The sequence below is a fragment of the Modestobacter sp. Leaf380 genome, assembly GCF_001424485.1.
GTDB lineage: Bacteria > Actinomycetota > Actinomycetes > Mycobacteriales > Geodermatophilaceae > Klenkia.
Map to the genome: position 1 here is coordinate 330,785 of NZ_LMQC01000019.1, position 14,135 is coordinate 344,919.

Sequence of the window (14,135 nt, forward strand, 5' to 3'; positions counted from 1 at the left end):
CCTCCCTGTGGACGGCGGGGTGGGGGGCGGTGCAGCGGGCGCGGGCGGTGCGCCCGCCCCGGTCAGCGGGCGGTGCCGTTGCGCTGCGTGCCGACGAACTCGAAGGCGATGACCGAGGACTTGGTCTGGAAGGTGTTGTCCGCCGTCTGGGGCAGGGTCAGGGTCACGACCAGGTTCGACGTGCCACCGACCGGCAGCGTGGCGGGCACGGCGACCGCGGTGGCGGCGCCGATGACCGGGCGGGAGGCCAGCACCGCGGTGGTCGTGCCGGTGCAGGTGTAGGTGTAGGCGGGGGCGACGCCGGCCTCGGTCCAGGGCACCGAGCAGGCGTTGACCGACAGCTGCAGGCCGTTGGTCGCATCGGTGTTGAGCAGGCTCGAGGTCGTCGCGGTCGTGTTCAGCACGACCCCGGCCAGCGCCTGGTCACCGGTGTTGGACAGCGTGACCGCGCGGCTGATCGTGTCGCCGGGGACGATGTTCGCCGCAGTGGCCGAGAGCCGGTTGGCGGCCGTGCCGGTGGCGCCCAGCGCGATGGTGACGGTGCCGCTGTTCACCGTCTCGCTGGCGCTCGTGCTGCTGGTGAACGTGCCGAAGGTGCCCATGCCGGCGACGGCGGCCGCGACGCCGACGACGCCGAGGGAGACGACGACCTTGCGGCCGGTCGAGTGGACGGTGCGGGCGGCGCGGCGGTGGGTGGTGCTCATGGCGGGTGCTCCAGGGTCTGCTCCGGGGGCCGGTGGTCTCCGGCGTCAGGGAGGACACTGACGAGCGACCCACAAGACGGACCGCTGCGTTCCGCAAGGTCTCCACAAGACACTGGCGCCGCGGTCAGGCCTCCCGGTCGTTGTCCAGCCGGTGCAGGTCCAGGGCGACGAAGACGGCCATCCGCAGCTCGGCGTCCCCGACGAAGTCCCCGATCGAGGCCTGCAGCTTGGCCAGCCGCTGCCGGAACGTGTTGTGGTGCAGGAAGAGCTGCCGGGCGGCCTCCATCGCGTTGCCGTGGGTGGCCCGGAAGGCCCGCAGCACCCGCCGGGCCTCTGCGGCCGCGGGGTCGTCCCCGGCGACGCTGCCCAGCACGTCCCGGGTGAAGGCGCTGCGCTCGTGCGCGGGCAGCTGGACCAGCAGGCGGTGCACCCCGAGCGTGTCGTAGCGGTTCACCCGGTTGACCGCGCCCAGCTGGCGGCCGATCGCGGCGGCCCGCTGGGCCTGCCGGTGAGCACCGGGAAAGCCGCGCACGTCGTCCACGGCGCGGCTGGCGCCGATCACCAGGGGCACGGTGACCCGGCGGTACATCGAGCGCTGCAGGCGCTCGAGGCCGACGTCGTCCCCGACGACGAGGACGACCGCACCCTCGTGGACGACGGTGAGCGCGCGCTCGTCCACCATCCGGACGGCCGGTTCCAGCAGCCGGGCCAGCCGGGTCAGCCCGGCGGTCGCCACGTCCACCCCGAAGGGCGTGACGACGAGGAAGACCGCTGACCGGGCCGGGAAGGCGGCCAGCCGCTTGCTGCGGCGCACCGCCCGCTCCCGGGCCGCCAGGTCCTCCCCGAGCACCGCGCCCAGCAGCTCCTGCACCGGGGTGGCAGCCCGCTCCTCGGCCACCGTCACGCGCATGCCGAGCACCAGCACCGGGGTGACCTGGTCGACCAGCGCGAGCTCGTCGGCGGCCAGCGGGGTGGCCCGCTCGACCCGCCACAGGCCCAGCTGCCGACCGCCGTGCACCAGCGGCACCGGGACGACGTCCAGCCCGTCGTCGGGCTGCCCGTCCTCTGACGTCGGGTGCTGGGCGACCTCCCGGCCCCCGCTGTCGACCAGGGTCACGCGGGCGTCGAGCAGCTCGGCCACCCGACGCACCACCCGGTGGACGTCGACCTCGCCCTCCAGCACCCGGGCGAGGGCGTCGGTGAGGCGGGCGGGCCCCTCCCCGGTCCCCGCCGTCCGCAGCCGGTCCAGGACCACGGCGGGGCTCACGTCCTCGTCCACCCACAGCAGGGCGACGCCGGCCTCCCGCACGAGGTCCACGGCGTCCGCCGGGGGGCGGACCACCCGGCCACCGCCGGGCAGCACGAGGACGCCCGCGGGCGAGCCGCCCAGCAGCGGGGCCAGCAGCGAGCGCAACGGCGGCAGGGCCGACCCGCGCCGGGGCGGGGCCCAGACGGCGAGCAGCAGCTCCCCGTCCCGGGCCGGCCCGGTGCGTCCGTCCAGCAGCCGCACCGAGGTCACCACCCGGTCGGCGCCCTCGGGCACCAGCAGCTCGGCGCCGAGGGCGGCGGCGTGGTCCGCGACCGTCAGCGGCACGGCACACTCGCCCCGTGCGCACGATCCCGGTCATCGACCTCGCCCCCGGCCGCGCCGATGCGGCCGACCGGGCCCGCACCGCGGAGCTGCTGGGGCACGCCTGCGACGAGGTCGGCTTCTTCCAGGTCACCGGTCACGGGGTGCCCGCCGAGCTGGTCACCGAGGTCTTCACCGTCACCCGCCAGTTCTTCGCGCTCGCTCCCGATGTGAAGGCCAGGGTCGCGCAGCCGGCCGCCGACCAGGTGCGCGGGTGGTCGGGGGTGGGCAGCGAGGGGATCACGTACTCGCTGGACGAGGAGTCCCCGGCCGACCTCAAGGAGAAGTTCGACATCGGCCCCTGGGGCCTGGACCCCGCCGACCCCTACGTCACCGACCAGGCGGCCGGACCGCACCTGGCACCGAACCTGTGGCCCCGGGAGCTGCCGGGGCTGCGGCCGCTGTGGGAGGACTGGTACGCCGAGCTGGCCCGGGTGGCCGGTGAGCTGATGGTGCTGCTGACCGATGCCCTGGGGCTGCCCCAGGACACCGTGACGTCCCGGACCGACCGTGCGGTGAGCATGCTGCGGGCGCTGTTCTACCCCGATCAGCCCGAGCCGCCGCTGCCCGGTCAGATGCGGGCCGGCATCCACTCCGACTACGGCACGCTGACCGTGGTCAGCGCCGAGGACCGGCCCGGCGGCCTGCAGGTGCTCGACCGCGGCGGGGAGTGGGTGGACGTCCCGGTCATCCCGGGGGCGCTGATGGTGATGGTCGGGGACCTGCTCACCGAGTGGACCGGGGACCGGTGGCCGGCGACCCTGCACCGGGTGGTGAACCCCCGCCGGGACCGGGCGATGGACTCCTCCCGACTGGCCTTCGCGTTCTACCACCACCCGGCCTACGACTCCCTGGTCGACGTGCTGCCCGGGCTCCCCGGGGGCGGCGACCCGCCCCCGGGGACCCCGACCGCCGGGGAGCACCTGCGGGAGAAGTACCTCCGGCAGACCTCCTTCGGCGCGGGCCACCACTGACCTACAGGGGCAGGAAGTTCACCCGCAGCACGTGCCCGTCCGGGTCCCGGACGACGGACTGCCAGGCCCCGTAGTAGGTCTCCGCCGGGCCGGCGAGCACCGTCCCGCCGTGCGCGACCGCCCGCTCGGTGAGCGCGTCGACCGCCGCCCGGTCCTCGGCCTCGAAGGTGAGGAAGGTGTCGACGCCGGTCTCACCGTCCGGGGGCACCGGCAGGGCCAGCAGCTCGTAGGCGTGCGGCCCGCTGAAGCCCAGCACCGTGCCCTCCACCCACAGCCCCCGGAAGTGCGGGGAGGCCAGGTCGGTGACCTCGTCGAGGTCGAAGACGTCCCGGTAGAACTCCACCGAGGCGTCCGGGTCGGCCACCAGCAGGCTGGCGAAGGAGAGCCGGACGCCCATCAGATCGACGCCTGGTCGGCGAACTGCTCGTACCGGTAGGGGTTGGCCTCGATCGCTGCGGCGGCGTCCTCGGCGGTGACCATCGACTGCTCGACCACGTTGTCGAAGGTGACCTCGCCGCCCTCCAGCGCAGCGCGGACCGCCTGGGCGGCGAGCAGACCGGTCTGGGCGGCCGAGTAGTAGCGGGTGGCCGACAGGTACGGCGTCTCCAGCCAGGTGAACATCTCGTCGTCGGCGTCGCTGGACACGTGGGCGATGCCGGTGAGGCCGTTGGCCTCCAGGTAGGCGGAGATGCCGTTGGACATCGAGGCGGAGTAGGCCACGATCGCCGTCACCCCCGGGTTGGCCTGCAGCCCGGACTCCACGATCGAGGTGGCGGTGTCCCGGGCGAAGAAGCCCTGCTCGCGGATGACGACCTCGAACCCGCTGCCCTCCAGTGCCGCGTCCAGGCCCTCGTCGATGCGCTCGGAGAACCCCTGGCCGACGATGCCCTGGACCACGATGACCGGGCCGGGCGTGGCGTTGGCGATGAGCCACTCGCCGATCATGGTGCCGCCCTCGACGGAGTCCAGGTCGGCGACCCCGGCGTAGTACTCGTCGGCGTCGGACTCCCCGGGCCACAGCGCGTTGCCCACGGGCACGTCCTGCTGGGCGGCCAGCTGGGCCGCGCGGGCGATCGTGGTGGCGTCGGCCGGCAGCACGACCAGCCCGGCGATGCCCTGGCTGAGCAGGTTCTGCACGTTGCCCAGCTCGGTGGAGGAGTCGAAGTCGTTCTGCACGCCGGCGAAGGAGTACTCGGTGCCCTCCAGGGCCTTGAGCACTCCCTCGGCCACGTAGCTGGAGTAGGCGTTGTTGCCGTTCAGGGAGAGCCCGATGGTCTTCCCCGTGCCGACCGCGCCGCCGCCCCCGGACGCGGCCGAGGACCCGGGGTCCCCGCCGCAGGCGGAGACCAGACCGCCGACGGCGAGACCGCCGCCGATCAGCCCGGTCAGGCGGAGGAAGTCGCGGCGGGCAAGCGGGGAGCGGGACAGCAGCGAGGCAGGGGTCGCGGCAGGGGTCATCGTCACGAGGGGGCTCCAGGGAGGACGCAGGGGAGGGGCGGCGAGCGGCCGGGCGACGTCGACCGGGTGGTGTGCGGGCCGGTCAGTCCGGCGGGTCGGCGTCCCGGCGCGAGGGGCGGCGCAGCAGCGGGTCGGTCGAGGCACGGACCGCGGAGCGGACGGCCGAGGCGCGCCCTGCCCCCCGGCCGCGGGCCACCCGGGCGTCGGCCGCGGCGGTGACCGTGACGGCGAGGATGAGGATGCCGCCGGAGACCAGCTCCTGGTAGGCGCCGGGGACCTGGAGGAAGGTCAGCGAGGCGCTGATGACGCCGAAGACCAGGACACCCAGGACGGTGCCGACCATCGTGCCGCGCCCGCCGGACAGCGCTGCTCCGCCGAGCACCGTCACCGCGATGACCGCGAGCTCCAGGCCGGACCCGGCACGCGGGTCGCCCGAGGCGAGCCGGGCCATCAGCACCAGCCCGGCGAACGCGGCCAGCGTGCTGTTGCCGACGAAGAGCAGCACGACGTGCCGGCGCACCGGGATCCCGGCCAGGAACGTGGTCTGCCGGCTGGATCCCAACGCGAACGTCGTCCGGCCGAAGCGGGTCAGGTGCAGCACGACCCCGGCCAGCAGCACGACGACCACCAGGAAGACCACCGGTGCCCGGACGCCGGCCCACTCGCCGAAGCCCCAGCTGTCCAGGCCCGAGGCGACCGGGACCGGGGTGTTGTCGCTGAGCACCAGGGCCAGCGAGGCGAAGACGCTGAGCCCACCCAGGGTCAGGATGAACGGCGGGACGTCGAGGAAGGCGACCACCAGGCCCCAGACCAGACCCACGGTGGCGCCCAGGGCCAGGCCGAACGCGATGACCGCGACGTCGGACCAGCCGGCCGCGAACTGGCGGGCGGCGACGACCCCGACCAGGGAGGCCAGGCTGCCGACGGACAGGTCCATCTGGCCACCGATGAGCAGGAAGGTCTGCCCGGCGGCCAGGATGCCGAGCACGGCCACCTGGGAGAGCACGTTCTGCAGGTTCGCCTCGGACAGGAAGGCCGCGTTCTGGCTGTTCGTGTACAGCGACAGCGCGACCACCACGACCAGCAGCGGGACGACGGTGCGCAGCGCGGCCGTCGTCGTGTGCTGCAGGCGGGGGCGGCCGGCCGGTGCCGGCGGCGGGTCGGCGGCGGGGGACTGCGGGGTGGCCCGGGGCGGGGCGGTCGACGTCATCGGGGGTCCTCCTGGGGGGCGCTGGTGTGCTGGTCGAGGGTCTCCAGCGCGTAGAGGCGTTCGGGGGTGGCGTCGGCGCCGTCGACGGTGGCGGTGACCCGGCCGCCGCGCAGCACCACGACCCGGTCGGCCAGCGCGGCGATCTCCTCGTAGTCGCTGGACACCACGACGACGGCGACGCCCTCGGCGGTGAGGTCCAGCAGCTGGGCGTAGATGTCGAACTTGGCGACCACGTCGACGCCGGCGGTGGGCTGGTCGAGCACCAGCACGCGGCAGCCGCCGGCCAGCCAGCGGGAGAACACGACCCGCTGCTGGTTGCCGCCGGACAGCACCCGGACCGGACGGCCGGGGTCGTCGGCCCGCACCCGACCCACCCGCAGCGCCTCGACGGCGGCCCGCCGGGCCCGGCCGGGCAGGTGCACCAGCGGTGCGGTCGGGCCCAGCGCCAGGTTCTCGGTGATCGAGCGCTCCAGCAGCAGGGCGGACCGCTTGCGGTCGGCCGGCACGAACCCGATGCCGGCCGCCGCGGCGGCCGGGCGTCCGGTCAGCGCGCCGTGGCCCTCGAGCTCCACCGACCCGGTGTCGGGACGGCGGACCCCGGCGAGCAGCTCGGCCAGCACCGAGGTGCCCGAGCCGGCCGGGCCGGACAGCGCCAGCACCTCACCGGGCCGGACGTCCAGGTCGACCGGCTCGAGCGACCCGGCGACCGACACCCCGACGGCGCGCACTGCGGGTGCCGGTCCCGCGCCGGGCGCCGGCCGCGGCGTGCGCGGCAGCCGCTGGTGGACGACGTCCCGGTCGAACATGGCCCGCAGCAGGCTGTCGGTGTCGGTCTCGGCGACCGGGACGTCCAGCACGTGCCGGCCGTTGCGCAGCACCGTGGCGGTGTCGGCGACCTCGAAGACCTCGTGCAGGTGGTGGGAGATGTAGAGCAGCGAGGTGCCCCCGGCGCGCAGCTGGGCGATGACGCCGAACAGCGTCTCCACCTCGTCCCCGGCCAGCGATGCGGTCGGCTCGTCGAGCACCACGACCGCCGCCGGGCGGGCGACCGTGCGGGCCAGCTCCACCAGCTGCTGCTGCGCCGGCGACAGGTCCCCGGCGCGGGCGCGGGAGTCGATGGCCAGACCGAGCCGGTCCAGGTGCTCCTGCGCGCGGCGGTGCACGGCGCGGGCGCTCACCAGGCCCAGGGCACCCCGGGGCAGGGAGTCCAGCAGCACGTTGTGCCCGACGCTGAGCTCGCCGGCCACGTGCCGCTCCTGCGGCAGCACCCGGATGCCCAGCCGGCGGGCGGCGACCGGGGTGTGCGCCCGCATGGGCACCCCACCCACGACGACCCGGCCGGCGTCGGGCCGCTCGGCGCCGGTGAGCACCTTGATCAGGGTGGACTTGCCGGCACCGTTCTCGCCGAGCAGGGCGTGCACGCTGCCCCGGCGCAGACCCAGCGAGACGCCGTCCAGCGCCCGGACGCCCGGGTAGGTCTTGACCACGTCCTCACAGGCCAGCGCGTACCCGGGGTCGGTGACGTCGACCGGGTCCACCGGCAGGGTGGCGGTCACAGGTCCAGCACCAGCACCGGGTCGACCGACCGGTCCACGCACAGCGCCATCCGCCGACCCGCCGCCCGGGCTCGGGGCGAGAGCACCGTGCAGCGGTGGTCCACCCGGCCCTCCAGGACCGAGCTGACGCAGGCCCCGCAGTCCCCGGCCCGACAGGTGGAGTCCACCGGGACCACCTCCTCGACGACCTCCAGGACCGAGCGGTCGGCCGGCACGGCCAGCGTCACGCCGCTGCGGCGCAGTTCCACGTGGAACGCAGCGACCGGGGACCCCGCTCCGGCCGGCACCCCGGGCACGCTCAGACCCGCTGGTGGGTCTTGACGAACTTCGAGGTCAGGTGGTCACCCGAGGTCGTAGGCGCGTAGCGCGGCTCCTCGCCGGGGGCCACCGTGGTGGGCAGCGCCTCGATGACGGCGTCGTAGTTGGGCTGGTGGAAGAAGACGATCGACATCCGCTCGGTGTCCGCGACGACGTCCCGCGGCGGGTTGGCGACCCGGTGCCGGGTGGAGATCCACTGGTCGTTGGTCCACTGGGCCATCAGGTCGCCGATGTTGACCACCAGGGCGCCGGGGATGACCGGGACGTCGAACCAGTCGCCGTCCTGGGTGAAGACCTGCAGGCCACCGGGGGCCTCCTCGGGCCGCACGATGGTCAGGCTGCCGTAGTCGGTGTGCGCCCCGGCCCGCATCTGGCCCCGCAGCGGGGGCTCGTCGCGGTGCGGGTAGTGGATCGCCCGCAGCATCGAGATGTCCTTGTCCACGTACGGGGCGAAGAACTGCTCGTCGAGGTCCAGCCCGAGCGCGAAGCCGCGCATGATCGTGCGGCACAGGTCGTTGGCGGCGTGGAAGTAGGCGGTCCAGGCCTCCTCCATGCCGGCGGGCTCGGCCGGCCACTGGTTGGGGATGAAGTGCGGGCCGGCGTTCTCCACCGAGAAGTACGGGTCGTCCGGGACGCCGACCGGGCCGATGTCGAACTTCTGGTGCAGGTCACCGGGGGCACTGGTGTCGTCGTTGTAGGCGAAGGCCTGCTCACCGACGGCGGTGTAGCCGCGCACGGTCTTGGGGTCGGGCTGGGCGACGGCGCGCTTGGCCTCCAGCGGCTGGGCGAAGAACGCCTTGGCCGAGTCGTAGACCCCGGTCACCAGCTCGGGGTCCAGCCCGTGCCCGGTGATCTGGAAGAACCCGATCTCCCGGCACGCGGCGTCGATCTCCTTGCCGACCGCGCGGCGACGGGCCTCGTCGTCGCTGGACAGGTCGCTGATGTCGATGACCGGGACCACGCTCACGGTGTTCGCTCCTCGCCGGGGGGATGGGGTGCGCGACCAGTCTGGCCAGCGGCGCCCTCCGGGCGACATGTGCAGCGTTCACCGTGCGGATGTCTCGCCGATGGGTGGTCTTCACACCCGAAACACGTGCGAGACCCGCTCGATCCCGGGCCGCCACACCGCCCGGGGCGACCCCGCCCCGGGCGGTGTGCGGCGGGTCAGCTGCGGGCGCGCAGCCCCCGCAGCGTGCGGACGGCGACGACCAACTCGGCCAGCTCGTGCGCCTCGCCGGCGGCGAGCTCGGCCAGCTGGGCGGCGGCCCGCCGCTGGGCGGTGTCCCAGCGGGTGGCCCAGCGCTCGACCAGGGCGTCGGCGGGGTCGTCGTCCCCGGTGCGGGCGCGGAGCACCTCGGCGGTGAGCACGGCCTGCTCCGCGGCGAGGTCGTCGCGCAGCGAGGCGCGGGCCATCGCCGGCCAGCGGCGGTCCCGGGGCAGGCCGATGACCAGCTCGCGCAGCGGGACCAGGTCCAGCCGCTCGGCCAGGCACTGCCAGACCCGACCGGCCAGCCCGATCGGCGCCCCGGTGTCCTCGGCGACGACGGCCAGGTCCAGCGCCGCCGGCAGCAGCGCGGCGACGGCGGTGTCGGCGGCCAGCTCCGGGGGCACCCCGGCCGAGCGCAGCGACGCGGCCCGGTCGGCGTAGGCACCGGCGTCGGCGCCCAACAGCCACTCGGGCAGCTCGCGGGCGACGACGGCGACCGGGCCGGCGAACCGGGCGGTCACCGTGGCCACCGAGACGGCGGGCTCGGCGGCGAGCTCGGGCACCCGCAGCAGCCAGCGGGCGGCCCGCTCGGCCAGCCGGGTGGCCTCGGTGCGCAGCTGCACCTGGACGGCGGCGGGCACCCGGTTGTCCAGCGCGCGGGCGGCGTCCCACAGCCGGTCGACGTCGAACACGGCGCGGGCCACGGTGTGCGCCCGCACGACCGCGACCAGCGGCGCCCCGGTCTCCTCGGCCAGCCGGAACAGCCCGGTGACGCCGGCGGTGTTGACCGCCCGGTTGGTCAGCGCGGTGGCCACGATCTCCCGGCGCAGCGGGTGCGCCTCCACCGCAGCCGGGAACCGGGTGCGCAGCTCGGTGGGCACGTACTCGGTGAGCAGCCGGCCCAGGGCGGGGTCGTCGGGCAGCGTGGAGTGCAGCACCGCGTCGTCGACCTCGAGCTTGGCGTAGGCCAGCAGCACCGAGAGCTCGGGGGAGGTGAGCGCCTGGCCGTCCCGGCGCCGCTCGGACAGCGCCCGGCCGTCGGGCAGCGCCTCGACCGCCCGGTCCAGCCGTCCCGAGCGCTCCAGGGCGCGGATGAACCGGCCGTGGGCGTCCAGCAGGCTGCGGGCGGCGGTGGACTCGGCGGCCAGCGTCGCGTTCTGCGCGTAGTTGTCGGTGAGCACCTGGGCGGCGACCTCGTCGGTCATCGAGGCCAGCAGCGCGGCGCGGCCCTCGGCGTCCAGCTGGCCGTCGTCGACGACCCGGTTGATCGCGATCTTGATGTTGACCTCGTGGTCGGAGGTGTCCACGCCCGCGGAGTTGTCGATCGCGTCGGTGTTGACCCTGCCCCCGGACAGCGCGAACTCGATCCGGCCGCGCTGGGTCAGGCCCAGGTTGCCGCCCTCGCCGACGACCCGGACCCGCAGCTCCCGGCCGTCGACCCGCACCGCGTCGTTGGCCTTGTCCCCGACGTCCAGCGCGCTCTCGGTCTCGGCCTTCACGTAGGTGCCGATGCCGCCGTTGAAGAGCAGGTCCACCGGGGCCAGCAGCACGGCGCGGACCAGCTCTGCCGGCGTCAGCTGCTCGACGTCGGGCTCCAGGCCCAGCGCCTCCCGCATCGGGCCGCTGACCGGCACGGACTTCGCCGTCCGCGGCCAGACGCCGCCGCCGGCGCTGATCAGCATCGGGTCGTAGTCGGCCCAGCTGGACCGGGGGAGGGCGAAGAGCCGCTGCCGCTCCGCGAAGGAGGTGGCCGCGTCCGGGGTGGGGTCGACGAACACGTGCCGGTGGTCGAAGGCGGCCACCAGCCGCAGGTGCTCGGACAGCAGCATCCCGTTGCCGAAGACGTCGCCGGACATGTCGCCGACGCCGACGACGGTGACCTCCTGGCTCTGGGTGTCGATGCCCAGCTCGCGGAAGTGCCGGGTCACCGACTCCCAGGCGCCGCGGGCGGTGATGCCCATGGCCTTGTGGTCGTAGCCCACCGAGCCGCCCGAGGCGAAGGCGTCGCCCAGCCAGAACCCGCGCTCCAGGGCGACGGAGTTGGCCAGGTCGGAGAACGTCGCCGTCCCCTTGTCGGCGGCGACGACCAGGTAGGTGTCGTCGGCGTCGTGCCGGACGACGCCCTCGGCGGGGGCGACCGCGGCGGGGGCACCTCCCTGGGACACGAGGTTGTCGGTGAGCGACAGCAGGGCGCCGATGAAGAGCTTGTAGCAGGCCTGGCCCTCGGCGAGCACCTGCTCGCGGGAGGCGCCGTCGGCCGGCGGCCGGAGCACCACGAACCCGCCCTTGGCGCCGGTGGGCACGATGACGGTGTTCTTCACCGTCTGCGCCTTGACCAGGCCGAGCACCTCGGTGCGCAGGTCCTCGCGCCGGTCGGACCAGCGCAGCCCACCGCGGGCGACGGCGCCGAAGCGCAGGTGCACGCCGATCACCCGGGGCGAGGACACCCACACCTCGCGGGCCGGGCGCGGCTCGGGCAGGTCGGGAACGGCGTGCGGGTCCAGCTTGACCGCCAGCGGCGTGCCGTCGGTGAACGCACCCGCGACGTAGGCGGTGGTCCGCTGGGTCGCCTGGACCGCGGCCAGCAGGGCGGTGAGCACCCGGTCGGCGTCCAGGGACTCCACCGCGCCGATCCGCTGCCGCAGCCGGTCGGCCAGCTCGCGCTCGGCGGCAGCCCGGTCCCCGGTGTGACCGGGGTCGAAGCGCACCGCGAACAGGTCCACCACCCCGGAGACGACGTCGGGGTGCGCGGCGAGCACGGACTCCACGTAGCCGGCGGAGAACGGCAGCCCGCCCTGGCGCAGCCACTGCACGTACGCCCGGACGACGGCCACCTGCTGCCAGGTCAGCCCGGCCACCAGGACCAGCGCGCCCAGGCCGTCGTCCTCGGCGTCCCCGCGCCAGACCGCGGAGACCGCGTCGGTGAACCGGCGGGGGAGGGAGTCCAGCGCGGGGATCGCACCCGTCGGGGTGGCCAGGCCGAAGTCGTAGACCCAGGCCAGCGGCGCGCCGATCCGGTCGATCTCGTAGGGCCGCTCGTCGACGACGTCCACACCCAGGTGCTGCAGCACCGGCAGCACGTCGGACAGCAGCAGCCGCTCACCCACCCGGAAGACGGTCAGCCGGCGCTCGCCCGGGGCGGCGTCGCGCGGGGTCCACAGCCGCAGCGACAGCTCACCCTCCGACAGCGACTCCAGCCGGTCCAGGTCGGCGACGGCGGTCGAGGCCGGGAAGTCCTCCTGGTAGGCGGCCGGGAAGGCGTCGGCGACCTGGGCCAGCCGGCGCTCGGCGTCCGCGCCGTACTCGGCGCCGAGCACGTCGGTGAGGTCGTCGGTCCAGCTGCGGGCGACCGCGGCCAGGGCGCGCTCCAGCTCACCGGCGTCGACATCGGGCAGCGAGGAGGCGCCGCGCTTGCCGATCGGCACCCGGACGACGAAGTGCAGCCGGGTCAGCACCGACTCGGTGGACCGGGCGGTGTACTCGACGCTGGTGCCGCCCAGCCGCTCCAGCAGCAGCTTCTGCATCGCCAGCCGGACCTCGGTGGTGTACCGGTCGCGGGGCAGGTAGACCAGCGCGGAGAAGAACCGGCCGAAGGGGTCCCGGCGCAGGAAAAGGCGGGTCTGCCGACGCTCGCGCAGGTGCAGCACGGCCAGCGCGACCGGCAGCAGCTCGTCCACGTCGACCTGCAGCAGCTCGTCGCGCGGGTAGGTCTCCAGGACGTCGAGCAGCTCCTTGCCGGTGTGGCTGTCGGCCTCCACGCCGGAGCGGGCCAGCACCGCCGCGGCCGTGCGCCGGACCAGCGGCACCTCGGTGACGCTGGCGGTGTACGCGCCGGTCGGGAACAGCCCGACGATCCGGTGCTGGCGGCCGCGGGTGCCCTGCGGGCCGGGCAGCGTGACGGCGACGACGTCCAGCCAGGCCGGGCGGTGCACCGTCGAGCGGACGTCGGCCTTGGTCACCACGACCCGCCGTCCCACGACGTCGCGGGCCGCCGCGCCGATCGGCACCACCGGCGTGGACATGTCACCGTCGGCGCGCAGCACGCCCAGCCCGGTGCCGGGGACGGCGGCGGTCGCGGGGGAGCCGTCGGCGTCGACGACCAGGTCGACGTCCTTGGCGCCGAGGAAGACGAACGCGCCCTCGGCCATCCAGCGCAGCAGGGCGGCGGCCTCGTGCGGGTCGCCGAGCGCGGCGTCGGCCGGGTCGGACTCGTCCCACGGCTCGGCGTCCAGGAAGTGCGCCAGGTCCAGGGCGCGGTCACGCAGCTTGGCGGCGTCCTCGTGCACCCCGCGGACGTCGGCCAGCACGGTGCGCAGCCCGGCGACGAGGTCGGCGGCGGCCTCGTCGTCGACCGGGCCGGCGAGGACCACGGCCATCCAGGACTCGGCGAGGGCGTCGGCGCCGCAGGTCTGCGGGTCCCCGGAGTCGCAGAACTCCAGCAGCTGCCCGGTGACGTCGCGGCGGACCACCACGACCGGGTGCACGACGTGCTCGAGCCCCACGCCCTGCCGGACGACCTCGGCGGTGACCGAGTCCACCAGGAACGGCATGTCGTCGGTGACGACGCGCAGCACGCCCGGGGTGCCGTCGGTGGGGCGTCGCAGGTCCACGGTGGCCGAGCCCTGCGGGCGGGTGGCGGCCAGCCGCAGGTGGTCCAGGGCCAGGCCGACCAGCTCGGCGGGCTCGTGGTCGACGACCTCGGCGGCCGGCTCGCCCCGGTAGTAGCGGTGCACCAGCGCCGGGACGTCGTCGGCGGTCAACCCGGCCGGCAGCGCACCGACCTCGGCGGTGCCCAGCTCGGCGGCCCGGTCCAGCAGCTGCTGCTTCTCCCGGCGGGCCGCCTCCAGGGCGGCCAGGTCCGCCAGCCGCCCGCTGCCGCCCCCCGACGCCGTCCCCGCCGTCGAGGGCGGGGGACCAGGGAGGGTGCCGGGGCTCGCCATGCCTGGACGCTAGCCCTCCCGCGGCGCCTCGTCAGGTGGCGCACCGGTGGTCGTGCGGCTGCCCGCCAGGTCGCCGTGACGACACGGGCCGGGGGGTGACCCACCCGGCCGGCCGCAAGTCGGTCACACCCGCCGACT

At 75.2% G+C, this 14,135-nt stretch carries 10 protein-coding genes; 1 reads left to right on the plus strand and 9 read right to left on the minus strand.

Annotated elements, in window-relative coordinates:
• Nucleotides 1–62 precede the first annotated feature (62 nt).
• Together ASG41_RS14035 and ASG41_RS14040 are read right to left on the minus strand one after the other, a co-directional pair.
• Complete coding sequence (locus ASG41_RS14035) at nucleotides 63–704, minus strand: TasA family protein (RefSeq protein ID WP_056295838.1); 642 nt, start codon at nucleotides 702–704, stop codon at nucleotides 63–65.
• 124 nt (nucleotides 705–828) lie between these two features.
• On the minus strand, nucleotides 829–2,298 hold the full coding sequence (locus ASG41_RS14040) for a CdaR family transcriptional regulator (RefSeq protein WP_056295841.1): 1,470 nt from the start codon (nucleotides 2,296–2,298) through the stop codon (nucleotides 829–831).
• Between the two features lie 14 nt (nucleotides 2,299–2,312).
• Here ASG41_RS14040 and ASG41_RS14045 point away from each other — a divergent pair, with 14 nt between their 5' ends.
• Nucleotides 2,313–3,308, plus strand: coding sequence for an isopenicillin N synthase family oxygenase (locus tag ASG41_RS14045; protein ID WP_056295843.1), 996 nt, complete (start codon nucleotides 2,313–2,315; stop codon nucleotides 3,306–3,308).
• A 1-nt stretch (nucleotide 3,309) separates the two neighbouring features.
• Here the strand turns inward: ASG41_RS14045 and ASG41_RS14050 are convergent, their stop codons facing one another.
• The 7 genes from ASG41_RS14050 to ASG41_RS14080 all read right to left on the minus strand — a co-directional run bounded on the left by ASG41_RS14050 (nucleotide 3,310) and on the right by ASG41_RS14080 (nucleotide 13,997).
• The gene (locus ASG41_RS14050) at nucleotides 3,310–3,705 is read right to left on the minus strand and encodes a VOC family protein (RefSeq protein WP_056295846.1); all 396 of its coding nucleotides are present in this window, start codon (nucleotides 3,703–3,705) and stop codon (nucleotides 3,310–3,312) included.
• A complete protein-coding gene (locus ASG41_RS14055) occupies nucleotides 3,705–4,766 on the minus strand; it encodes a sugar ABC transporter substrate-binding protein (RefSeq protein ID WP_235564833.1) in 1,062 nt (353 codons plus the stop codon). Before ASG41_RS14055 ends, ASG41_RS14050 begins: the two co-directional genes overlap by 1 nt.
• A gap of 82 nt (nucleotides 4,767–4,848) precedes the next feature.
• Nucleotides 4,849–5,976 (minus strand): ABC transporter permease, encoded by a 1,128-nt coding sequence (locus ASG41_RS14060; protein WP_056295852.1) that lies wholly within the window; start codon nucleotides 5,974–5,976, stop codon nucleotides 4,849–4,851.
• The gene (locus tag ASG41_RS14065; protein WP_056295855.1) at nucleotides 5,973–7,532 is read right to left on the minus strand and encodes a sugar ABC transporter ATP-binding protein; all 1,560 of its coding nucleotides are present in this window, start codon (nucleotides 7,530–7,532) and stop codon (nucleotides 5,973–5,975) included. The genes ASG41_RS14060 and ASG41_RS14065 overlap by 4 nt, the downstream gene beginning before the upstream one ends.
• The gene (locus ASG41_RS14070) at nucleotides 7,529–7,828 is read right to left on the minus strand and encodes a 2Fe-2S iron-sulfur cluster-binding protein (RefSeq protein WP_200938912.1); all 300 of its coding nucleotides are present in this window, start codon (nucleotides 7,826–7,828) and stop codon (nucleotides 7,529–7,531) included. Before ASG41_RS14070 ends, ASG41_RS14065 begins: the two co-directional genes overlap by 4 nt.
• A 2-nt stretch (nucleotides 7,829–7,830) precedes the next feature.
• Entirely contained in the window at nucleotides 7,831–8,817 is a 987-nt protein-coding gene (locus ASG41_RS14075) for an isopenicillin N synthase family oxygenase (RefSeq protein ID WP_056295859.1), read from the minus strand.
• Between the two features lie 197 nt (nucleotides 8,818–9,014).
• Nucleotides 9,015–13,997, minus strand: a complete 4,983-nt coding sequence (locus ASG41_RS14080) for an NAD-glutamate dehydrogenase (protein ID WP_082556932.1) — start codon at nucleotides 13,995–13,997, stop codon at nucleotides 9,015–9,017.
• Between the last annotated feature and the right edge of the window lie 138 nt (nucleotides 13,998–14,135).